This is a genomic window from Bifidobacterium sp. UTCIF-39, from assembly GCF_006408715.1.
Taxonomy (GTDB): Bacteria; Actinomycetota; Actinomycetes; order Actinomycetales; family Bifidobacteriaceae; genus Galliscardovia; species Galliscardovia tissieri.
This window is the reverse complement of sequence record NZ_JEOG01000026.1, coordinates 15,907-40,109: the sequence shown is the minus strand read 5'-3', so window position 1 is coordinate 40,109 and position 24,203 is coordinate 15,907. Positions and strand designations below refer to the sequence as shown.

General features: G+C 61.3%; 15 protein-coding genes and 1 pseudogene. 6 read left to right on the top strand and 10 right to left on the bottom strand.

Going from position 1 to position 24,203, the window contains the following annotated elements:
• The 6 genes from EP30_RS09720 to EP30_RS09695 all read right to left on the bottom strand — a co-directional run.
• Positions 1-593 (bottom strand): L-ribulose-5-phosphate 4-epimerase (locus EP30_RS09720; protein ID WP_140558282.1); only part of this gene is annotated, 593 nt, incomplete at its 3' end.
• A 62-nt stretch (positions 594-655) separates the two neighbouring features.
• On the bottom strand, positions 656-1,543 hold the full coding sequence (locus EP30_RS09715; protein ID WP_140558280.1) for an L-ribulose-5-phosphate 3-epimerase: 888 nt from the start codon (positions 1,541-1,543) through the stop codon (positions 656-658).
• 43 nt (positions 1,544-1,586) lie between these two features.
• A complete protein-coding gene (locus EP30_RS09710) occupies positions 1,587-2,951 on the bottom strand; it encodes an MFS transporter (protein WP_219846820.1) in 1,365 nt (454 codons plus the stop codon).
• A 23-nt stretch (positions 2,952-2,974) separates the two neighbouring features.
• Entirely contained in the window at positions 2,975-3,937 is a 963-nt protein-coding gene (locus EP30_RS09705; protein WP_140558278.1) for a sugar kinase, read from the bottom strand.
• Between the two features lie 219 nt (positions 3,938-4,156).
• On the bottom strand, positions 4,157-4,825 hold the full coding sequence (locus EP30_RS09700; RefSeq protein WP_094662876.1) for a 3-dehydro-L-gulonate-6-phosphate decarboxylase: 669 nt from the start codon (positions 4,823-4,825) through the stop codon (positions 4,157-4,159).
• Between the two features lie 6 nt (positions 4,826-4,831).
• Positions 4,832-5,821 (bottom strand): phosphotriesterase, encoded by a 990-nt coding sequence (locus tag EP30_RS09695; protein WP_140558276.1) that lies wholly within the window; start codon positions 5,819-5,821, stop codon positions 4,832-4,834.
• A gap of 257 nt (positions 5,822-6,078) precedes the next feature.
• On the opposite strand from EP30_RS09695, the pseudogene EP30_RS09690 reads away from it, so the two are divergent.
• Positions 6,079-7,055, top strand: a pseudogene (locus EP30_RS09690) (sugar-binding transcriptional regulator).
• 107 nt (positions 7,056-7,162) lie between these two features.
• Positions 7,163-7,915 (top strand): phosphoribosylaminoimidazolesuccinocarboxamide synthase, encoded by a 753-nt coding sequence (gene purC, locus EP30_RS09685; RefSeq protein WP_140558274.1) that lies wholly within the window; start codon positions 7,163-7,165, stop codon positions 7,913-7,915.
• Positions 7,916-7,934: 19 nt separating this feature from the next.
• On the opposite strand, the gene EP30_RS11245 is transcribed toward purC, so the two are convergent.
• Positions 7,935-9,098, bottom strand: coding sequence for an exonuclease domain-containing protein (locus EP30_RS11245; protein ID WP_258185467.1), 1,164 nt, complete (start codon positions 9,096-9,098; stop codon positions 7,935-7,937).
• Between the two features lie 60 nt (positions 9,099-9,158).
• Here EP30_RS11245 and EP30_RS09665 point away from each other — a divergent pair, with 60 nt between their 5' ends.
• Positions 9,159-9,371 (top strand): hypothetical protein, encoded by a 213-nt coding sequence (locus EP30_RS09665; protein ID WP_140558272.1) that lies wholly within the window; start codon positions 9,159-9,161, stop codon positions 9,369-9,371.
• 356 nt (positions 9,372-9,727) lie between these two features.
• On the opposite strand, the gene EP30_RS09660 is transcribed toward EP30_RS09665, so the two are convergent.
• On the bottom strand, positions 9,728-10,744 hold the full coding sequence (locus EP30_RS09660) for a YwqG family protein (protein WP_258185471.1): 1,017 nt from the start codon (positions 10,742-10,744) through the stop codon (positions 9,728-9,730).
• Between the two features lie 2,642 nt (positions 10,745-13,386).
• Between EP30_RS09660 and EP30_RS09655 the strand changes: the two genes are divergently transcribed.
• Together EP30_RS09655 and EP30_RS09650 are read left to right on the top strand one after the other, a co-directional pair.
• On the top strand, positions 13,387-17,013 hold the full coding sequence (locus EP30_RS09655; protein ID WP_094662869.1) for a DNA-directed RNA polymerase subunit beta: 3,627 nt from the start codon (positions 13,387-13,389) through the stop codon (positions 17,011-17,013).
• 106 nt (positions 17,014-17,119) lie between these two features.
• On the top strand, positions 17,120-21,280 hold the full coding sequence (locus tag EP30_RS09650; protein ID WP_140558267.1) for a DNA-directed RNA polymerase subunit beta': 4,161 nt from the start codon (positions 17,120-17,122) through the stop codon (positions 21,278-21,280).
• Positions 21,281-21,488: 208 nt separating this feature from the next.
• On the opposite strand, the gene EP30_RS09645 is transcribed toward EP30_RS09650, so the two are convergent.
• On the bottom strand, positions 21,489-22,736 hold the full coding sequence (locus tag EP30_RS09645) for a putative ABC transporter permease (RefSeq protein ID WP_140558265.1): 1,248 nt from the start codon (positions 22,734-22,736) through the stop codon (positions 21,489-21,491).
• Positions 22,737-22,901: 165 nt separating this feature from the next.
• Between EP30_RS09645 and EP30_RS09640 the strand changes: the two genes are divergently transcribed.
• Positions 22,902-23,507: an FHA domain-containing protein gene (locus EP30_RS09640; RefSeq protein ID WP_140558263.1), complete on the top strand. Its 606-nt coding sequence runs from the start codon at positions 22,902-22,904 to the stop codon at positions 23,505-23,507.
• A gap of 23 nt (positions 23,508-23,530) precedes the next feature.
• Here EP30_RS09640 and EP30_RS09635 read toward each other — a convergent pair whose 3' ends face one another.
• Entirely contained in the window at positions 23,531-24,199 is a 669-nt protein-coding gene (locus EP30_RS09635) for a hypothetical protein (RefSeq protein WP_140558261.1), read from the bottom strand.
• Positions 24,200-24,203 lie beyond the last annotated feature (4 nt).

Below are 24,203 nucleotides of genomic sequence, written 5' to 3'. Positions count from 1 at the left end.
GTGTGCGCGACCTCCTCGGTCATCGCCGCGGCCTTCACCGCGCCCTCCGCGTCCCTGCCGATCGTGAACGGGCCATGGTTCTGCATCAGCACCGCCGGCGACTTCGGATACTTCCTCAGCGTCTCGACCACGCCCTCGCCGATCGCCTCCGAACCGATCAGACGGAACGGGCCCACCGGCACCGGGCCACCGAACTCGTCACCCATCATCGTCAGCCCGCACGGGATGTTCTGACCCGTCGCCGCCCACGCCGTCGCATACGTCGAATGCGTGTGCACCACACCATACACGTCCGGCATATGACGGTAGATGTACGCATGCGACGCCGTATCCGAGCTGGGCGCCTCGGTGCCGTCGACCACGTTGCCGTCCAGATCCACCACGACCATCGAGTTCGGCGTCAGGTTCTCATAGCGCACGCCCGACGGCTTGATCACGAACAGATCCGCCGTATGCAGACGCTGCGACACGTTACCCGCCGTCCACACCACCAGATTCCACTTGATCAACTGCTGATGCAACACGGACACCACCTCACGCACCTGCTTGACCTCGGCACGCACCTCAGGACCAAAATCAGCCAAAGTAGCCATAACTCGTAACCTATCCTTTCAATTGCTGGCTAGTGTTTTCGTGTATTCTACGATCGTAGTGATCAGGCGGCACGGCTCAGGATGGGTTCCTGAACGATGCCGATCTTGTCGAACAGTCCGTCGAAGTAGGCCTTGGCCTTCTTGACTTCGGCGATGGGATCGTCGGCCTTGCTGGTCCACATCTCCACGGTGTAGCTGCCGTTGTAGCCGAGCCGGTGGAAGAGTCGCAGCACGGCTTCGAAGTCGACGGCGCCGTCGCCGAAGGGCACTTCCTTGAACTGGCCCGGGAAGTTGGCGGTTACGGGCTTGGTGTCCTTGAGGTGCACGGCCACGATGTTGTCGATGTTGGATTCGATTTCGTGGGCCACGTCGTTTTCGGGCCAGGCGGTGAGGTTGCCGACGTCGGGGTAGGCCTGCAGGAACGGGCTGTGGATCTGGGTCTTGAGATAGTCGACCTTGCTCAGCGAGTTGAGGAAGGGGTCGTCCATGGTCTCGATGGAGAGCATCACCATCTTCTTGGCGGCCATTTCCACGCAGGTCTTCAGGTTTTCGATGAACCATTCGCGGCTGGATTCGGTCTTCGGCTCGTAATAGACGTCATAGCCGGCCATCTGAATGTTGCGCACGCCGAGATCGACGGCCAGATCGATGGCCTTGGCCATCATGTCCAGTGCCTTGGCGCGGATGGCGGGATCGGCGGAACCGAGCGGGAAGCGACGGTGTCCGGAGAGCATGAGCGTGTTGATGCGGCTGCCGGTCTTCCACATGGCGTTGCGGAATTCCTCACGTTCGCGCTCGGTCCATTCGAGGCGGGCAAGACGTTCGTCGCTTTCGTCGATCGAGAATTCGAGGAAGTTGAATCCGAGATCGTGGACGAGATCGAAGGTCTCCTCCCATGTCAGTCCGGTTGGCAGGGCCTTTTCGTAAATGCCGACGGCGTTGACGGTCATGATTGTTGTCCTTGACTGTTGATGTGTGTGCTTGGAATTGGAATTACAGGGATTCGAGGTCCTTGCCCTTCGTCTCCTGCGCGAACAGGTAGATGATCGCGCCGATGACGAGGCAGACACCGAAGAAGGTGAAGGCGGTGGTGATGACGGAGATGTCGATGTTCTGGGAGACGAAGTCGCCGCCGACGAGCACGCCCATGAAGGCGGGGCCGATGATCTTTGCGGTGGCACCAATGCCGTAGCCAAGACCAAGACCTGTGGATCGCACATCGTTCGGGAACTGTTCGCCGCCGAACGCGTTGAGGATGCCGAACACGCCATCGGCGAACGTCATGATGATGAGCACGGCGATGTAGAACTGCCAGCCAGAGTTGTGGAAGAACGCAGCGTAGAAGCAGCCTGCAGCGCCGATGATGCCGAAGATGAACATGGTCCAGCGACGGCCGATCACGTCGGCGAGCCATGCGGAGCCAAAGCGGCCGATGCAGTCGGCGACGGATACGCCCATGAACAGATAGGCGACCATCTGAGTGGAGAAGCCGAAGGCGTCCTTCATAAGGGTCTGTCCCCAGGACTGGATGGCGAAACCGCCCATGATGAAGCAGAATGAACCGACGCTGACGATGATCAGAGAGCGCAGATGCTTGCTGAACAGCACCGAGTAGCTGACCTTCTGCTGCTGTTCGACTTCAGGCAGGGCACCGACTTCGTCCACCGGAATTTCCATGGCCCAAGCGAGTGCCTCACGGGCTTTGTCGTCCTGTCCCTTGGTCTGGTAGAAGCGCGGGGATTCGGGGACGACGCGCAGCCAGAAGAGCAGCAACACCGGGACTGCCCCGAGGGCGAGGAGGATTCGCCAGTGCTCGCCGATGGCGCTTTGCGCAACGGAGCCGAGCAACAGGCCGAGCGGGATGAACACGGAGGCGAGGCCGGAGAGCATGCCGCGGTGCTTGGTCGGCACGAATTCCTGCACGTAGGGGATGGAGGTGATATTGAGTCCGCCTACGCCGATACCGACACCAACGCGAAGAATGGCGAGCAGAATCCATGCACGATCAGGCAGGAACACGGAAAGGATGGTGAATACCACGAAGCAGATCACACACCATTGGAAGGCGTGCTTTCGGCCGAACCTGTCGGCGAGACGACCCCACATGATCGAGCCGATGACGGTGCCGAGTCCCGAGCAGGCCAGAATGACGCCGGCTTCCATGCCGGTGAGGTGCCATGCGCTGGTAAGCAGAGAGACGACGAATCCGACGAGGAACATATCGAAGAATTCAGAAATGTTACCTGCGATGACCAGTCCGATGATGCTTTTCTGGTGACCGCTCAGCGGGCGGGAATCGATCTGTTCGTATGCGGTCAGGCCTGCGGACTTAGTTGAAGCTGCCATTGTGCTGGACATGATGCGTGTTCCTTCCGTATCACTCAGCGGTCGATGTCGGTGCCCAGCGGGATGTCGAGTTCGCCGGGGCGGACGCGGGTCAGGTCGCCCTTGTGCGTGAGGGCCACCTTGGAGGCGTACTGTCCCCACTTGACGCCTTCGCGGATGTCGCCGGACAGGTAGCCGTGGATGGTGGCGGAGACGAACGAGTCGCCGGCGCCCGGTCTGTCGACGACGTTCACCGGGGTGGTGCGGTAGGGGTAGAAGCCTTCGCGGCCGCGCAGGTAGGGGCCGTCGGTGTGGTTGGTGGAGACGATGTACTTGCAGCCGAAGCGGTTCTGCAGTTCGGCGGTGACCTCTTCGGGGGTGCCGGTGATGCCGAATACCTTTTCGGCGTCGGCGATGGAGCAGAACAGCACGGTGGCTTCCTTGGCGATGGGCTCGAGCACTTCGCGGGCCTTTTCGCCGCTCCACAGCTTGCGGCGGAAGTTCACGTCCAGGATCACTTCGACGCCGCGGCGTACGGCTTCGTCGGCGGCGTAGCGCACGACTTCGGCGGTGGTGTCGGTCAGGGCGGCGGTGATGCCGGTGAGGAAGATGACCTTGGTGTTGAGGATCTCATCCCAGTCGTAGTCGTCGATGCCGGTGGCGCGGAAGGTGGTCCATTCGCGGTCGTAGATGACGTTGGCGGGCATCGGGTATTCGCCGGGCTCCATGAAGTACAGTGCGGTACGGCCGCCGGGGCGACGGACCATGGTGTCCATGTGCACGCCGACGGAACGGTATTCGGCGAGGATGTAGTCGCCGAGGTCGCCTTCGGGCAGGGAGCTGGTCCACAGGGTCTGGCGGCCGAGCTGGCTGAGCAGACCGGCGACGTTGGCTTCGGAGCAGGCGGGGTTCATGTGGACGGAGCGGGTGAACATCAGTCGTTCGCCGCGTTCGACGGTGAATCGGATCTGGCCTTCGCCGATGGTCGACAGATCGTACTTGGGTTCGGTGGCAGTCATGGCGCACTTCCTTGTGACTATAATCGTGGTGAAAATTCTTTGGATAAGGGTTTTCTGGTATGGGGCGCTCCGGGCAGGGAGCACCCCATTTTTTGTTGTGTTTGTTCGAAGTTGTTACGCGGACGATTGGGGCGGAGCCGGTCCCTTCGTCGATGATCGGCTCCGCGTTGTCTGTCCGGTGTTGGCTGATCGGGTGTGATCGGTTGGCATCCGGTCGGTTTATTCGGGCCAGACGGTCCTGATGGTGTTCTTCAGTTCGGTGGCCGCCGCGAGCGGGTCCTCCGCTTTGACGATGCCGCGTCCGGAGATGATCACGCCGACGGGTGCGCCTTCGAAGAAGGGGATGTCCTTGACGTTCACGCCGCCGGTGACGGTGACGGTGAAGCCCATGGCATGGAGTTCCTTGATGCGGGCGATGTCATCTTCGCCCCACTTGAGGGTTCCGGCGACTTCGGCGTCACGCGAGCGGTGGACAATGACGTGCTTGGCACCAAGTTCCTTCCACTTGCGGGCCTTGTCGGCGTCGTAGTCCTCGCCGAGTTCGATCTGCACTTCGCCGCCGAATTCGTCGGCGACCTTGACGACCTGTTCCACCGTGGTGAGCGACGCGCCTGCGACGACGGAGACCCAGTTGGCGCCGGCTTCGAAGCAGTTGCGGGCGATGAGGGCTCCGGCTTCGGCGATACGCACGTCGGCCAGAATGGTCTTGTTCGGGTACAGGGCGCGGATCTCACGGACGGCCTTGAGGCCTTCGGCGATGATGAGGATGGTGCCGCATTCGATGACGTCGATCTGATCGATGGCCTGGTTGAGCGGGCGCAGGGCGCTCGGCATATCGGTGGTGTCGAGCGCGATCTGCAGGCGCGGCTGGGCGAGTTTCTCTGCCATCGTGGATCAGCCTTCCTTCTTGAAGGTGAAGAACTCCTGGGCGTTCTTCATGAGCAGCTTCTCGATGTATTCGCGGTCGAAGCCCTCGTCGACCATGCGCGGTCCGTCGACGGCCGGGTTGTAGTCCACGCCGGAGGTGGCGCCGTAGGCCTTCTGGTAGCCGCGCTTGCCGGAATCGGTGCCGAGCAGGATGCGGTCGGCGAAGCCGTCCTCGTAGAACGCCTTGAGCTCCATCATGCGGTTGGAGTCGGGCTGGTACTTGATGCGGTTGGTACCGTCAATCTCCAGGTACACGCCGAGCTTGAGGATCTGCTCGAGGTAGTACACGTCGGCGTTGCGCTGGATGTGGCCGATGGCGATCTGGTTGGCCGGCACGCCCAGCTCAAGGAAGCCCTCGGCCTGCTCGAGGCCGCAGGTGCCGTACGTGGTGTGCGTGTTGATCGGGCAGCCGGTCTCGATGGCGGCGATGGCGGCGGCCTCCATGCACTTGCGCTCGAACTTGGTGATCTTGCCGTAGGCGGTGCCGACCTTGATCACGCCGGCCTTGTACGGGGTGCGCTCGACGATCGGTCCGGAGTAGTCGTTCTTGTCGATGCCTTCGCGGATGTCGGCGATGACCAGTTCGGCCACCTTGTCCACGCTGTAGCGGTTGATCCAGTGGGACTGGGTCTCCAGGTAGACGTGCTCGCGGTGGAAGCCGGTGGCGGCGATCACCTGCAGGCCGTCCACGGCCTTGGTGACTTCGGCCAGCTTGTTGAGGTCACGGCCGCAGTTGATCGGGCACATGTCGACGACGGTGCCGCCGTTGGGGCTCCACTTCTTGGAGGCCTCGGCGAAGTAGCCGCCTTCCTCGATGGCCTTCTCGACCGAGTCGAGCTGGTGGTCGCCGTCGATGTAGACCTCGCCCGCGCCGACGCGGATCAGGTGGTCGTGGCAGTCCACCACGCCAAGGGTGCTGGGGTCGACGTCGCCGAAGATCGTACGTGCGAATGCCATGTTGTACTCCTTTGTCTGGGTCCGTCATCCGTGACGGGCTGGTTGTTCGTCAGGCCTCGGGGTCGTTCCCGTGGTCGTTGTCGTTGACGATTCACAATCTATGCGGCATCCGCGCAGCGTCACATCACGTTGATGAACATATGTGCATACGCACGATCGTTCGTGATGTCGAAGAGCCCTAAATCGCTGATTTTTCAGTACTGACAAACGATTGATGACTATTGCGTGTTTTGAATAAACGGAGATAACATAAACATATGTTCAACGATGAATCGATTCTGGCTACATCCACATCCCGTCGACACGTCGATCTGATGCTGCGGGTGGCACGCTCCTACTATCTCGAAGACAAGACCCAGGCCGAGATCGCCAAGGAGATCGGATACTCACGGCCGACGGTGTCCCGCCTGCTCAAGGAATCACGGGACATGGGCATCGTGCACATCAGCATCGGCCATGTACTGGAGCGTATGCGCACGCTGGAGGAGGGGCTGAAGAAGAAGTACGGGCTCAAGCACGCCCGCGTGGCCGAAGTGAAACACGGAGAGGATCCGAAGGTCATCGTGCCGCGGTACTCGGCGGCCCTGTTCACGGAGATCTGCGCGCCCGACTCGCTGATCACCGTTTCGAACGGCGGTGCGGTGGTCGCCACAGTACGGGAGATCCCCGTTCTCGACTGGCCGAAATCGAACGTCGCCCAGATGATCGGCACGCTGAGCCCCGACAATCCCATGACCGATTCCCCCGACATCTGCCGTATGCTGGCGCAACGGCTCGGCGGCACGTTCACACTGCTGCCGGTGCCGATGATCTTGTCGAACGCCGAACTCGCCACCGCCATGCGCAAGGAACCGCAGATCGCCACGGCACTGGCACTGGGCGGCGGTGCCGACGTGGCCATCGTGGGCGTCGGTGCCGTCACCCGCGAGCGCTCCGGACACATCTTCGACGCATACATCGATCAGCGCAAGGCGGGAGAACTCTTGCGTCACGGCGTCGTCGGACACATCTGCGGACACCATATCGACAAGGACGGCAACCACATGCACACCGAACTGTGCGACCGAACGATATCGATCGACATCGAACGGCTGAAGCGCATCCCCTGGTCATCGGCGTGGCATGGGGAGATCCGAAGATCCCAGCGATCCGCGCCTGCATGAAGGGCGGACTCATCTCCGCACTGGTCACCGACGACTACACCGCGGAGAAGCTGTTAACAGATGTTCACTGACCCACGGGCGTGGCAGGTCGTCCGATGATACGCTGATGCCCGTTCATCCGATCTCCGTCGATCGGGTGAACGCCATTACCGCTCAACCTCAACCACAAAGGCGAATCATGAAGAAACTGGAAATGCTCTACCAAGGCAAGGCCAAGAAAATGTACGCGACCGACGAGCCGGACGTACTCTGGGTCGAATACATGAACCAGGCCACCGCGTTCAACGGGGAAAAGAAGGAACAGATCGCCGGCAAAGGCAGCCTGAACAATCGCATCACCGCAGTGCTGTTCGACCTACTGCGGGCGCGCGGCGTGGACAGCCACTTCATCCGCAGGATCTCCGACACCGAACAGCTGGTCCGGAAGATGGACATGTTCCCGCTCGAGATCATCATGCGCAACACCGCCGCCGGATCCTTCGCCAAACGCTACGGCGTCGAGGAAGGCACTCCGCTGAAGAAGCCGATCCTCGAATTCTGCGTGAAATCCGACGACCTGGGCGATCCGTTCATCAACAACGACGGACTCGTGGCGCTCGGCATCGTCACCGAAGACGAACTCGTCGAAATCTCCCGCATCGCCCACGCGGTGAACGACGCGCTGACGGACATTTTCTCCAAGATCGACGTACGACTGGTCGATTTCAAGATCGAGGAGGGACGAACCGCCGACGGCGTCATCCTGCTGGCCGACGAAATCACCCCCGACACCTGCCGACTGTGGGATCTCAAGGACGGCAGTGGACAGATCGAACACCTCGACAAGGACCTGTTCCGCCGCGGGCTCGGCAGCATCATCCCCGCCTACGAGGAGATCTACGGACGTCTGACCGCTCTGGCGGACGAGGAGCAGATCGACCGCGCGGAGTAGGCGGTTGCGGGACGCTTAGTCAGGCGTCGACGCCGTTTTCGATGGCGGTTTTCAGCCAGCGCTCGCTGACGATGGGAATGCCGTAGTCACGGGCCTTGCGCGCCTTGGTGGATTCCGAATCCACGTCGGCGGCCACCACCAGACGCACCTTTTTGGTGACCGACGGCCAGACGACGATCCCCACCGCGGACAGGTCGTCGATCCAGTCGGATCGGCGTTGCGACATCGAGCCGGTCAGCGCGATGCGGTCGCCTTCGCGCAGTCGCGGCGGGGGAGTGGGCGTGGTCTGGGTATGGGCTGTTCCCGCGGGACCGACGCTGGAACGGTTTCCGGTACTCTCAACTCTCCCGGCGATCTGGCGTTCCGTAATGGGAATGGGTCCGTCGGCAAACGGGTTGTCGGCAAACGGGTTGTCGGCAAACGGGTTGTCGGTGAACGGGTTGTCGACAAACGTGCTTCCCGCGTCGGTATGCGTCGGGCGGGGCATCCATCGGACCATGTCCTCGCCGATCCGCGGCCAGACCGCATGTTCGGCGGCGTCGAGGTGGGCGTTCCATCCCGGCCAATCCGGAATCATGCGCATGTATTCACGCAGCAGCAGTGCAGTGGCATGGGCGTCGCTCAGCGCACTGTGCGCATCCGGATTGCCGATGCCGAACCGATTGCAGCACGCGGCGAGTGAACGCACGCCGAGCAGTTTGCCGCCGAGACGCATGGTGCACAACGTGGTGGAGGAGTGCGTGATGGATCGGCGTGCGGAGGAATTGCGTGGCGATGCTGACGGTGCTGATAGTGCTGACGGTGCTGATAGTGCTGACGAAGCTGACGATGTTCCGCGAACGGGAATGTCGTACCCCAGTCGGGCATATTCGCTACGCAGCACACGCGAATCGAACGCCGCATTATGCGCCACGAAGACACGACCTGCCAGATAGTCGCGCAATTGCCGGGCGATGCCGTCGAACTCCGGCGCATGGCGCAGATCCGCCGCGCGAATATGATGCACATGCTGCGGGCCCAGATCGCGACTGACGTGGATCAGCGTCTCGTCCTCATGTTCGATGGTGCCATCGGGGGCGAGCAGCGTCACACCGATCTCAATGGCCCGGTCGCCACGCTCCGGCACCAGTCCCGTGGTCTCGAAATCGACCACTGCGAATCCTCGCGCTCCCGACTGTGGCATGACTCTCCTTGTGATCGATGTTCCCGACGCCGGCGTCCGTCAGTGGAGCGCGGCGTGCTGATGTCTGCTGATGCATACTGGATGCATACTGATGGTATGACGAACAGGACGACTACGCCCAATATGGGCAAGAACAAGGGCGGCTGGAACGCAGGCTGGGGGAATGCCGGCAAGATTCGCGGACGCAACGGCGGATTCCCGTCGGGCGGGCGTCGCGGCGGAGTGCCGTTCAAAGCTACCGGCCACAAAGGTGGCATCAGCCGTCAGGGCTGAATGAAGGACGAATGGGCGACGAATGAGCGTGTACCGGACGGTTGGTCGTTCTGATCGTGCTGGCTGTTGCGGTCGCTCGACTGTTCTGATGGTTTGATGATTCCGATGATTCTGGCCGCTCGACGGCTTCGGCAGACGAGGTCGGTGGGATCGCGACTTGGCGCTCGCCGACGAGAAGATCTCCGCAACGATATCGAGTAGCATCGAGCCGATCGAATACCTCGGCAATCTGATTCGTCATCTCGCCGCGGCGGCATATACGACCTGAATATGCGCACGCGCCGCACAAGTCGCGCCACGCCGAAACCTGAATCAGTGAATCAGTATGAATCGATGAATCAGCGAATCGGTATGAATCAGTAGCAGTCCCACTGATAGAAGGCCTGGCTGAAGTCGGTGTCGTGCAACGCGGCGGAGGGGATGAAAATGTGTCCGATGCCGTTGTCGCCGAACATCATCTTGAATTCGATGCTGTTGATCTGCGCCACCATGACCAGATCCGCAGCATCGTCCTCATCCATGTACGTACGTGGATCGTCCTGGGTGAATAACGGGTAGCCTCCCAGACGGTGGCCATCCCCGCTGATTCTCTGGAAGAGCAGATTCTCCATGTCGGCGTATTCGTCATCGAACAGTTCGCGATCCCCGTCATCGAGCTGATCCAGACACGATTCCAACAGATCCTCATAGCGATAATCGGTCACGCCCATGGGGCTTGTGGTGAGTTCGCCGTGCAACTTGAACTGCATGTTCTCGTCGTCGAATGGCACCTGCGTCGGTTTCACGCAGCCGTGGCGAAGCTGCCAGTGCGGCGTGATCACCTGTGCGGCGTGTGGGGCATCGGTCGACAGCAGATTGGCGGGAATGTAACGGATCTTCCACGACTCCCACGCCTTGTCGTTCTCGCTGTCGTCGTTGCCGTCGTCGGTGGTTTGCGTGAAATCCTGATCGGGATCATCGTCGGTGGCGTCCACGAAGCATTGCAAGAGGCCATTCTGCGGAAAGCCCTCCAGACGGGGGAGCCGTTCGAAGTTCCATTGCGCGAGCAGTACCATCGGCACGCCGTTACCGGGGTTGACCGGGAGCTCGTAGTCGTCGGGAAGCAGGAACGGTCCACCGTACTTGGTGTCCAACAGGTCCGGCACGGCCAGCGCGTCCATGCCGCAGTCGCGGAGTCTCTGACCCTCGATTGCAGTGCCGTCCGCAGCCTCCACGTGGAGTTCGATCGCCGGTTTGCTGGTTTGTGTGCGGATCATGTCGACGATCCGATCGGCGAGCCGTTCCGTTTCCGACGGCAGCGGCGATTGGGTTGACGATTGTGCCGGTGATTGCGATGACGGTGATTGCGATGACGGTGTGATGTCGGGCATCATGATGTTCACGCTTTCCTACGACTCCTGCGATTCCTACGACTACGACGAATGATCGCAACGGCATCATCACCGTTCCAATCATCGTTTCCATCACCAGCGTAGATCGTCAATGTGAACGTATGCGGAACGTGGAATGTATGGGGAATATATATGGGGATGTGTGCAGATATATGGGGATGTGTACGGAACGTGTGCGGAACGGGCGCGGGATGTGTCGGAACGTGTGCGAGATATGTGCGGAACACGTGGGGTGCATGGGTTCGTATGGGAACGGATACGGGATGTGTGCGGAACGTGTTACAGCGCATACAGCACAACAGAAGGTGCGGTGAATCTTGGGCATCACTAGGCCATGTGATGCCGTCAGTGTTTCTGGAGTACTTCGTGTTCTGTACGGATCGCAATGGGGGTGTTTCGGTAAGTGTGGGGAGTGCCCTAGCAAATGTGTAACTGGTCTTGGCTGCTGCCGGTCGTGGTGCCGTCGGAGGGGGTGTCTCGTTACATGTCGCAACCGTCGTTTTCCAGTGCTTCAATCGGTATTCATCACAGCTTCCTCCGGCCGATCTCGTGGGCCGGTAGCCAAGACCAGCTACACGTTTACCGAGACAGTCACCCACGCCTACCGAGACACTCCTGTCGATCACCGGCAGAGGTTACACACATAAAGGACAGTCTCAGACAGTCTCAGCGTGTAACTGGTCTTGGTCGCATGCGTGCGTCGGATACGCACTGAATCGGGTTTCCCACTGCGGGTTCGTCCCGGATGTCCGTCGGATACGCAGTGAAGCACGCCCTTCGGTGCGGGTTTGTCGTATATGGATGCCGAACCCGCACTGAAGCGTGTCCCCTAGTGCGGGTTCGTCACAAACGTGCGTCGAACAAGCACTGAAGCGTGTTCCTGGCTGCGGGTTCGTCACAAACGTGCGTCGAACAAGCACCGAGCCGTGTCCCCGGTGCTTGTTCGACGTCTCTGTGCGTCATATGTGCATCGGGGCGTGCGTCCGATGCTTGTTCGTCACAAGCGCGCGTCGGATACGCACCGAGGCGGGAACCGTCTTTCTCCATGTCGTCACTGCTTCGATCGGCGCGGCTCTCAGCGGGAGCCCCTTCCCGCCGGCCTCACGACCGGTGGCAGCCAAGACCAGTCACACACCTGTCGAGACAATCCCCAATTACCGAGACGCTCCTGTCAATCACCAGCGATCAGGGGTTATGCACATAAAGAGACAGTCTCGCGGAATGCGATTTGGACGTGAGGAAGGGGATCTGGACTCGGGGAGATGATTGAACGTAGCGAGCGTCTGGTTGCGCTTCTGGGAGGGGGCTTAGGGGGGGGCAGCGATTGTGGTGGCAGGGAATGAGGTATGAGCGGTTGTTGGCATTCTCTGCCAAAGGGTGTGGCAGAGAATGACGATATGAGGTTTTCCGTCATTCTCTGCCGCGGAATTCCGTCCTATTCGTGCGTAAATCCGGTGGATATGGTGTGAAATTCGTGATTTTCTCGGTCCTAGGCGTGATGGCGGGGTGATGGTCGTGGCAGGGAATGCCGTTGGAACCGGTTTCGTGTGTTCTCTGCCAGACGATCGTGGCAGGGAATGTGCAAAACGCTCTGCTGATTATTGTGTGGCAGGAAATCGTGGCAGGGAACGTCGATTTGGGTGATTTTGGCATTCTCTGCCATGACCTTTGGCAGGGAATGCGTAAAACGCTCTGCTGATTATTGTGTGGCGGCAAATCGTGGCAGGGAATGCGGATTTGGGTGTTCTCGCTGTTCTCTGCCATGACCCGTGGCAGAGAATACTCCGTGCGGGGATTTCGCCGTTCTGTGCCATAGCTTGTGGCAGGGAATATGTCGATCCGTTATTTGTCCGTTCTGTGCCACTTTGGTTGTCCGCCACTTGGTTGTCCGCCACTTGATTGTCTGTCACGTGGTTGTCCGCTGTGCCGTCTGGCTGTTCGTTCCCATCATCCGACTGTCTGCGGTTGTCCGCTCTGTGACATGGCTGACATGAAGTGTCATCAGGGTGTTGTCCCGTGCCAATCGTTGCTGGACGTCGGAGTTGGTTGAGGAGGGTTGTGCCCAAATACGACGTGACTGGGGGGATGGGGAATAGATGGGAAACAAAGGACCAGATGCCAACAGGCGAGATGAGCAGCAGGGGTATGTGCTTCCGATCTGGTTATTGCCGGGTAGGGCAGAGGCGGCAATAGGGGTGCTGGTGACATGGTTATACCAAGATCCGGTCGCCATGGCGAAGATGGATGATGCCTCTTGTGTGTGCCTGGCAGGGAAAATACCGGACGGTAACCACAACTGTCAGCCGGTTGGAGCGTCATGCGTCGAACCGAAAAGAAGTAGTGACGGAATCCGGAGCCCTGACTTGAAGGAATACAAGAGAGGCTGGATGGAAGAGAAAACGGAATGAGCAACGGAAGATGCGTGGGGTGACAAAGTCCAAGAAGTATACACACCGAGTTGCGCGACACGCGAGAGTGTGCTAATCTTTTGACGATTAGCGACGTGTGTCATATAGCGGGCATACATCAACTGGGGAAACGCCCGCGACGATTGTATACCACGATTGCGCGGAGTCCGTTTCCTGGCCGTTGGAATAACAGCGAACGAGAAGGACTATCCCATCTTGGCTGCCGAAAGCACACAAACCAATACCACCAAAGTCTACGCTCGTGCGGATGAGCATGACATCAAGCTGCACAAGGCCTCGCCGCGCGTGAACTTCGGTTCCATCAAGGAACCCATCGACGTCCCGTACCTGCTGGGCGTTCAGACCGACAGCTTCGACTGGCTGATCGGCAATGAGCGCTGGAAGAAGCGCGTCGAGGAAGACCTGGCGAATGGCACCAACACCGTGCCGCACACCTCCGGTCTTGAGGAGGTCTTCGAGGAGATCTCCCCGATCGAGAACTTCGCCCAGACCATGAGCCTCACGTTCTCCAACCCCTACTTCGAAGAGCCGCGTCACACCGTGCAGGAGTGCAAGGAGAAGGATTACACCTACTCCGCGCCGCTGTACGTGAACGCTGAGTTCTGCAACAACGACACCGGCGAGATCAAGAGCCAGACGGTGTTCATGGGCGACTTCCCGCTCCAGACCCCGCACGGCACCTTCATCATCGGCGGCACCGAGCGAGTGATCGTCTCCCAGCTCGTGCGCTCCCCGGGCGTGTACTTCGACAGCTCCCGCGACCGCTCCACCGACAAGACCGTCTACGGCGCGAAGATCATCCCGAGCCGCGGCGCCTGGCTGGAGTTTGAGATCGACAAGCGCGATGTGCTCGGCGTGCGCGTGGACCGCAAGCGCAAGCAGTCCGCCATCATCTTCCTCGAGGCCATCGGTATGACCGAGCGCGAGATCCACGACGCCTTCCAGGGCTACCCGCTGGTGCTCGACGCCCTTGCCCACGAGATGGACGCCGTGACCCCGAAGGATTCATCCGGCCGCCCGCTGATCGACCAGCGTCCGAGCGACGAGGAGATCCGCAACCGCGCCCTGACCGAGCTGTACCGCCGCATCCGTCCGGGCGACACCGCCACCCCGGAGGCCGGTCGCAACCTGCTCGACTCCTTCTACTTCAACACCCGCCGTTACGATCTGGCCCGCGTTGGTCGCTACAAGATCAACCGCAAGCTCGGTCTGGAAGGCGACATCAACGATCGCAGCCTCAAGCCCGAGGACATCGTGGCCACCCTGAAGTATCTGGTCACGCTGCACGCCGGCGACAAGACCTTCCCGGGCAAGCGCAACGGCGAGGACATCGAGCTGCGCGTCGAGACCGACGATATCGATCACTTCGGCAACCGTCGTATCCGTCAGGTGGGCGAGCTGATCCAGAACCAGCTGCGTACCGGCCTGAGCCGTATGGAGCGCGTGGTGCGCGAGCGCATGACCACGCAGGACGCCGAGGCCATCACCCCGCAGTCCCTGCTGAACATCCGCCCCGTGGCCGCCACGATCAAGGAGTTCTTCGGAACCTCCCAGCTGAGCCAGTTCATGGATCAGAACAACCCGCTGGCCGGCATCACCAACAAGCGCCGTCTGTCCGCTCTGGGCCCCGGCGGTCTGTCCCGTGACCGTGCCTCCATGGATGTGCGAGACGTGCACCCGTCCCACTTCGGACGTATGTGCCCGATCGAGTCCCCTGAAGGTCCGAACATCGGTCTGATCGGCTCCCTCGCCACCTTCGGCCGCGTGAACCCGTTCGGCTTCATCGAGACGCCGTACCGCAAGGTGATCGACGGTCAGGTGACCAACGAGATCGAATACATGACGGCCGATCAGGAAGCCGACCACGTGATCGCCCAGGCCAACCAGGAGCTGGACGACGAGGGTCGCTTCGTGCACGACGACGCCCTGGCCCGAGCCAACGAGGAAGAGGCGGTCGATGTCCCGGTCTCCGACGTGGACTACATGGACGTCTCCCCGCGCCAGATGGTGTCCGTCGGCTCCTCGCTGATTCCGTTCCTGGAGCACGATGAGGGCCACCGAGCACTGATGGGTGCGAACATGCAGCGTCAGGCCGTGCCGCTGATCCGTTCCGAGCGCCCGCTGGTGGGCACCGGCGGCGAATGGCGTGCCGCGGTGGATTCCGGCGACGTGGTGAAGGCCGAGAAGGACGGCGTGGTGACTTACGTGTCCGCCGACATCATCCGCACGATGAACGACGACGGCACCACCTCCAGCTACAAGCTGGCCAAGTTCCAGCGTTCCAACCAGACCACCTGCTACAACCAGGTGCCGATCATCCACGAGGGTGAGCGTGTGGAGGTCGGCTCCGTGCTGGCCGACGGTCCGGCCACCGATCAGGGCGAGATGGCTCTGGGCAAGAACCTGCTGGTCGCCTTCATGCCGTGGAACGGCTACAACTACGAGGACGCCATCATCATCTCGCAGCGTCTGGTGCAGGATGACACGCTGAGCTCCATCCACATCGAGGAGTACGAGATCGACGCCCGCGAGACCAAGCTGGGCGCCGAGGAGATCACCCGCGACCTGCCGAACGTGAGCGAGGACGCCGTGTCCAACCTCGACGAGCGCGGCATCATCCGCATCGGTGCCGAGGTCGAGGCCGGCGACATCCTGGTGGGCAAGGTCACCCCGAAGGGCGAGACCGAGCTTACCCCGGAGGAGCGTCTGCTTCGCGCCATCTTCGGCGAGAAGTCCCGCGAGGTGCGCGACACCTCGCTGCGCGTGCCCCACGGCGAGACCGGTACCGTGATCGCCGTCAAGGAGATCACCCGCGAGGACGCCGAGGAGGACGGCGACGAGCTGCCCACCGGCGTGAACTCCATGATCCGCGTGTACATCGCCCAGCACCGCAAGATCACCGTGGGCGATAAGCTCTCGGGTCGTCACGGCAACAAGGGCTGCATCTCGCGGATCCTGCCCGAGGAGGACATGCCGTTCCTCGCCGACGGTACCCCGGTCGACATCATGCTCAACCCGCTGGGTGTGCCTTCCCGAATGAACCTCGGTCAGGTGCTCGAGCTGCACCTGGGCTGGATCGCGCACTCCGGCTGGGACATCAACATCGACCCGGATCTCGAGGCCGCGTGGAAGAAGCACATCCCCGCCGGCGCCGAGAAGGCCGAACCGAACACCCCGGTCGCCACCCCGGTGTTCGACGGTGTGCGTCAGGATGCCCTCAACGGCCTGCTGAAGACCACCCTGCCGAACTGCGACGGCGACAAGCTCGTCGGCGACGACGGCAAGGCATGGCTGTACGACGGCCGCACCGGCGAGCCGTTCGGCAAGCCGATCTCCGTGGGCTACATGTACATCCTGAAGCTGCACCACCTGGTCGACGACAAGATCCACGCCCGTTCCACCGGTCCGTACTCGATGATCACGCAGCAGCCGCTGGGCGGTAAGGCCCAGTTCGGTGGCCAGCGATTCGGCGAGATGGAGGTGTGGGCCCTCGAGGCCTACGGTGCCGCCTACACGCTGCACGAGATGATGACCATCAAGTCCGATGACGTCGACGGTCGTGTGCGCGTCTACGGCGCGATCGTGAAGGGCGACAACCTGCCGCCCGCAGGCATTCCGGAGTCCTTCAAGGTGCTGCTCAAGGAAATGCAGTCCCTGTCCCTGAACGTCGAGGTGCTCAACGCCGAAGGCGTGGCCATCGACATGAAGGAGGAGGACGACGATCCGGTCTCCGCATCCGACGACCTGGGCTTCAACATCGGTGCCCGTCCGGAAGCCGGTGCGAGCGCTCCGACCGAGTCCGAGGAACCGACCTACCGCTGATGCAGACGGGCGCGCGTCGCACACCGCAAGTGTGCGGCACCGACGCGCGCCCCTGCCCGAAAACAATACGTGAAGCAGTAAAGAACCAAAACAGACAGGACATAGAGTGCTGGACGTTAATGCATTTGACAAACTGAGGATCGGTCTGGCCACCACCGAGGACATCCTGAAGTGGAGCCACGGCGAGGTGAAGAAGCCCGAGACGATCAACTACCGTACCCTCAAGCCTGAGAAGGACGGCCTGTTCGGCGAGCAGATCTTCGGCCCGACCCGCGACTGGGAGTGTGCCTGCGGCAAGTACAAGCGCGTGCGCTTCAAGGGCATCATCTGCGAGCGCTGCGGCGTGGAAGTGACCAAGTCCCGCGTGCGTCGTGAACGCATGGGCCACATCAAGCTGGCCGCCCCCGTGACCCACATCTGGTTCTTCAAGGGTGTGCCGAGCCGTCTGGGCTACCTGCTGGACATCCCGCCGAAGTACCTCGAGAAGGTCATCTACTTCGCCGCCTACATGGTCACCTCCGTGAACGAGGAGCAGCGTCACAAGGACATGCCCGACCTGCAGGACGAGTTCGATGTGCGCATCCAGAATCTGGAGAAGGCTCGTGACAACGAGCTGCACAAGCGCGCCGTGAAGCTTGAGGAGGATCTCAGCGAGCTCGAGGCCTCCGGCGAGGTTTCCTCCGCCGCCAAGACCAAGCTCAAGAGCGGTGCTGAGCGCGATCTCAAGGCCATTCGCAAGCGTTACAACGACGAGATCGCCCGTCATACCGCCGTGTGGAATCGTTTCCAGTCCCTCAAGCCTGGCGACATGGAAGGCGATGTGGACCTGTGGCGTGAGATGGTCGACGATTACGGCGACTACTTCGAAGGCTGCATGGGTGCCGAGGCCATCAAGCAGCGCCTGCACGATTTCGATCTGCAGGGCGAGGCCGAGAACCTGCGCAATGTGATCGCCACGACCAAGCAGGGTCAGCGTAAGGCACGCGCCCTCAAGCGCCTGAAGGTGATCAACGCCTTCATCTCCACCGGCAACAGCCCGGAGGCCATGGTGCTTGACGTGATTCCGGTGATCCCGCCGGATCTGCGCCCGATGGTGCAGCTGGACGGTGGCCGTTTCGCCACCTCCGATCTCAACGATCTGTACCGTCGTGTGATCAACCGTAACAACCGTCTGCAGCGCCTGATCGACCTCGGTGCCCCCGAGATCATGCTGAACAACGAGAAGCGCATGCTGCAGGAGGCCGTGGACTCCCTGTTCGACAACGGTCGTCGTGGCCGCCCGGTGACGGGTGCCTCGAACCGTCCGCTGAAGTCCCTGTCCGACATGCTCAAGGGTAAGCAGGGTCGTTTCCGTCAGAACCTGCTCGGTAAGCGCGTCGACTACTCCGGCCGTTCCGTGATCGTGGTCGGTCCGGAGCTGCGCATGCACCAGTGCGGTCTGCCGAAGCCGATGGCCCTGGAGCTGTTCAAGCCGTTCGTGATCAAGCGTCTGGTGGATCTCAACTACGCGCAGAACATGAAGAGCGCCAAGCGTCTGGTTGACCGTGGCGATTCCGAGGTGTGGGGCGTGCTCGAGGAGGTCATCTCCGAGCACCCGGTGCTGCTCAACCGTGCACCTACGCTGCACCGTCTGGGCATTCAGGCATTCGAGCCGATCCTGGTGGAAGGCAAGGCCATCCACCTGCCGCCGCTTGCCTGCGCCGCCTTCAACGCCGACTTCGATGGTGACCAGATGGCAGTGCACCTGCCGCTGAGCGCCGAAGCCCAGGCCGAGGCCCGTTCGCTGATGATGGCTTCCGACAACATTCTGAAGCCTGCTGACGGCCACACCGTGACCATGCCGTCCCAGGATATGATCCTGGGTCTGTACTGGCTGTCCACCGTGCTGGAAGGCGCCAAGGGCCAGGGCCGCGTCTTCTCCTCGCTCGAGGAGTGCCGCATGGCCCTCGATCTGCACGAGATCGACATGCAGGCCGAGGTGCTGGTGCGTGTGCCCGCCGACTTTGTGCTGCCCGCCAACTGGGAGCCGAAGGAGCTCAAGGTCGTCGACCCGCAGCCCGGCAGCCCCGAGGTTGTCAAGGAGGAGCGCTTCGTTGACGGTTCCACCCTGTTCGCCACGAGCTACGGTCGTGTGCTGTTCAACAGCACGCTGCCTGTGGACTATCCGTATGTGAACTACCAGGTGGGCAAGAAGCAGCTGAGCAAGATCGTCGACGACATCGCATCCCGCTACTCCACCCAGCAGGTGGCCGCGTCGCTGGACGCCCTGAAGGACATGGGCTTCACCCGCGCTCCGTGGTCCGGCGTGACCTTCGCGTTCTCCGACGTCATCGAGCCGCCGGAACTGCACGAGTACATCGACAAGGCCGAGGAGCAGGCGAGCAAGATCAACGGCAAGTACGACATGGGTCTGCTTACCGAGGAGGAGCGTCGTCAGCAGCTCATCAACCTGTGGAACGACTGCACCAGCGACGTATCGAAGGCCGTCGAGAAGGGCTTCCTCCCGACGAACAACCTGTCGATCATCGTGCAGTCCGGTGCACGAGGAAACATGATGCAGATCAACCAGATCGCTGGTATCCGTGGCATCGTGGCAAACCCGAAGGGTGAGCCGATTCCTCGACCCGTAAAGTCCAACTACCGCGACGGCCTGTCCGTGCTGGAGTACTTCATCTCCCAGCACGGTGCGCGTAAGGGTCTGGCCGATACCGCACTGAAGACCGCAGAGTCGGGTTACCTGACCCGTCGTCTGGTTGACGTCTCCCAGGACGTGATCGTGCGCGAGGAGGATTGCGGCACCAAGCAGGGTCTGAAGATGCGCGTGGCCGACCGTGACGAGGACGGCAACCTGACGCTCGTCAAGGCCGCCGATGGTGGTCCGTACTCCCGTCTGCTCGCTGCCGACGTGATCGACCCGGCCGACGGCACCACGGTGCTCTACCACCGTGACGACGCCCTGTCGATGGACGTGCTCAAGGATCTCGTGGCCCACGGCGTGGAAGAGGTCAAGGCCCGTTCCGTGCTGACCTGCGAGTCCCGTCGAGGCGTGTGCGCCAAGTGCTACGGCTGGTCGCTGGCCACCAACAAGCTGGTGGACACCGGCGAGGCCGTCGGTATCGTGGCCGCCCAGTCCATTGGTGAGCCTGGTACCCAGCTGACGCTGCGTTCCTTCCACTCCGGTGGTGTGGCCGCCGCGGCCGATATCACCCAGGGTCTTCCCCGTGTCACGGAGCTTTTCGAAGCCCGTACGCCTAAGGGTGAGGCCATGATCGCCGAGTACGACGGCACCGTGAAGGTCGAGGACAACGAGACCGGTCGCGTGGTGACGCTGTTCCCGGACGATCCCGAGGCCTGCAACGCCGATGGCGAGAAGGTGGACCACTTCGACTACAAGGTGTCGACCCGCGTGCCGCTGCGCGTCAAGAACGGCGAGCACATCAAGCGCGGCACCAAGCTGTACGAAGGCTCCGTGGATCCGAAGAAGATCCTGCGCATCATGGGCGCCCGCGCCGCGCAGGTGAACATCGTGGAGGAAGTGCACACCGTGTACCGCTCCCAGGGTGTGGACATCCACGACAAGCACATCGAGGTCATCGTGCACCAGATGCTGCGTCGCTACACCGTGCTCGACTCCGGCGACACCGAGCTGCTGCCGGGCGAACTGGTCGACAAGGCCCGCTTCAAGGAGGTCAACAAGGCCGCCCTGAAGGCTGGCAAGCGTCCGGCCACCGGTCGTCCCGAGCTCATGGGTATCACCAAGGCCTCGCTGGCCACCGACTCCTGGCTCTCCGCGGCCTCCTTCCAGGAGACCACGCGCGTGCTCACCGAAGCCGCCCTGAACCAGAAGGTCGACGATCTCAAGGGCCTCAAGGAGAACGTGATCATCGGTAAGCTGATCCCGGCCGGTACCGGTCTGGCGCGTTACCGCAACGCCCGCGTGGAGCCCGACAAGGCCATCCGCGACACCATCTACCCGAGCTTCGGCCTGAGCGATGACAACGCCGACGGTCTGGTGGATCTGTCCGACGCCGATCTGAGCGATGTGGACTTCTCCAACATCGACTTTGGTGATCTGAGCCTTGGCGACGACTTCAACCCCGACGATTTCCTCAACGATCTCGGCGGCGACGCTGACGGCAACGGCTCGGCCGACATCAACTCGCACCTCGGCGATCTGTCCGGTGCGTTCGGTGACGACAGCGCCGACAACGACGGCAACGCCAACGGTGACGCCGACGGCGATCAGCCGGCCGGCGACGCCCAGTGAGCTGATTCGGCAGCGCACTGAGTCGATACGACAGCCGATATCGATATACCAAGGGCCGTGACTCCCGTTTCGGGGGCCACGGCCCTTGTCGTATTCAGGCGCGATTCATGTTTCACGCCATTGTTTCACATGTTTCACGTCGCTGTTTCACGCCACGCGGTAGGCGTCGTCAACGCGCATTCCCACAAATTCCCACAAATCCATACGCTCACACGCGACCGGTGAGCGACGGATCGATGGTCATGGTCTGGAATCGATGCTGCATATAGGCGTTGTCGTAATGATTCGCGAAGAACATCTCGATGGGGGAGCTCGGTTCAAGACCGGACACCCGCGAATACCAGCAGTCCAGCGCCATCAGCGTCATCGTGCCGTTGATGAACATGAGCACAAAGCACAGCACGGTCAGACCATACCGCCATTGCCACGGAATACGGTTGATCAATCTGAGTAGTCGAGGCAGACACCACCGGATCCAGATCACACCCAGCAATCCCCACATGATCATGTATTTTCCACTCGTACGGCCGCCGATCGACAGCCACTGACCCGTGTAATCCCATGCCGTGACGCCGAACGCCACCTCCATGAACCAGCTGGTCGCATACTCGAACGCGCCGCCGATCACCGCACTGGCCAGAAAGATCAGCACCGGATTACGATTCCACAGTCGGTTGAGAAACACCGTAAGCAGTAAGCCGCCGAAACCGTAGATGGGGGAGAACGGTCCGTAGAGCAGACCCGCCCGATCCTGCAGTTCGCCGTGATACAACGCCATGTGGTACACGGTTTCGATGCCGAGTCCCACCACGCTTGCCACGACGAACACCCAGAACAGATTGAAGAAATCCAATGCGATGTAGCCGCGACCCGTCAGATCACGGCCCACCATGTTGATCCTGGCCGCCGCCGCGAGCTCGTCCTGCTCCTTGATCCGTCGCAGCAGCCGTTGCTTTCGTCGTTCCAGTGCCAGCAGCGGATCGGCGGTGACGGAGATCACGACCAACAGCGCCAGCTGCAGCAGTTGCAGCAGCAGACCCGGTCCCAAACCGAACAACGCGAGATTCGACAGACCCTGCAGGATGGTGATCGGCATCAGCACATACGCCCAGCGAGCCGCGTACCTTCGTCGGTTACGCAGCAGCAGCACGCCGAACACGATGAGCGCCGCGCTGCCGGACACCAGCATCAGGGCATGCACCACAGTGAGGATCACGGTGAGCGTGGGCGGGATGGTGGCCATGTCGATCGAACGTACCACCACGATGATGGCCCATATCAGCAGTGGGAACGCGACCGCGCCAACGATCAGACACAGCGCCCCGTAGATTTTGGCGAGCAGTGGCAGACGAATCTCGTCGATGATGTCATCGTTCGAGGCTGTTTCGTCGTTGTTGGCGTCCGCTTCCTCGTCTGCGTTGTCGTCGACGTCTGCGGTGGTGCGCGGTGCGGTCATGATCCCCCTCCGGTGCATGTGATCGTCCTGTCCATCCTAATCGGCAGTGGTAACGGCCGGCATGATGATCGATACGGTAAGTCATATGGCAATTCGCGCGGCAAGTCATGGCATCGGATACTGCAGTCATCGTCGTAATGCCACGCATGTGGTAGGACTGAACGTATGAGCAGAAGCATTCCCTATCCTCCGCCACCGGAACCCGGATGGTATGACGACGACACCATGCAGGGGCATTCGTCGGGAACGAACACCGGTGGAACATATGAGTCGGGGGCTTCCGCCGCATCCGCGGAACCGGCCAATGGCAAAGTCGCCAATGCCGTTAATGCTACCAATGCCGTTAATACGGATACCAGCGCCAGTACCAGTGCCGGCGTCTACGGCGACGCTGACTGGGATGGCACCGTGCTGTCCTCGTCGTTCATCGATCGGCGACCAAGACACCGGTATGTGCTGCGCAACGACTCCACCGGGCAGACCGTGATTCTCGATCACAGCGCGCTGCTCGGGCGCAAGCCCACCAAGGCCGTACCGGAAGGCGTACTGCCGCAGAAACTCGACGATCCGACCCGTACCATATCGCGCAACCATGCCGCAGTGAGTTTCGACCGCGAGGGACGGCTATGGATCGAGGACTACCGTTCCCTCAACGGCACCTACCTCATCGTCAATGGCGAGGAGATCCCGGTGAAGGAACGTCCGGTGAGGGTAACCGTGCCCTGTACGGTGCGGATCGGCGACCAGTTCTTCAACCTCGAAGAAGGCTGATCAAGGCGAACGCGTTATGAGTGTTATGCGTTTGCGGCACGACGCTCGGCTAGGGCGGCGTCGATCTGCGGATCGTGCTGCCGGGCGAGCCAGTCAAGCAATTCCGGATACGTGCTGGGATTCCGTGCCAGATAGACACGCAGCTCGGGCGCGTATTGGGCGATCTGTGCGATCGTAATCGCACTGGTATGCGGGTCGAGCGCCTGTTCCACGGTGAATCCGTAAGGATTGCCGTGATTGCCGTTCGCGTCATCGTTCAGTTGAGGTTGAGACTGAGAGCCGCGAGGCTCGGATCCTGGTCGGGACTGAGGCTTCTGCTGATGCTCGGGAATCAGCGGTGCGACCGATTGCGGTGCCGACGGCTGCGCTGGTGCCGCCGATTGTGACGGTGACGATTGTGGCTGTGCCGATTGCGCCTGCTGCGCTGGCTGTGCGTTGTGACGGGTGTTGTTGCGAGTGCCGTCGTTGCGGGGTGTGGCTGGTCCGCTTCCCCGATATCCGCGTTCCGCGGCCTCGGCCTTCGCCCGGTCGTCGCCGAATTCGGCTATCCAACGCAACAGTCCGGGATACGCCCGCTCGTGCGCCGCCACATTCGCGCCGAACTCCGGGTTCTCGTAGGCGATCCGTGCCAGAAACACCGGGTCCGCATTCGGATCCTGCACCGCCTTGACGGCGGAATCATAATCAACCATTACA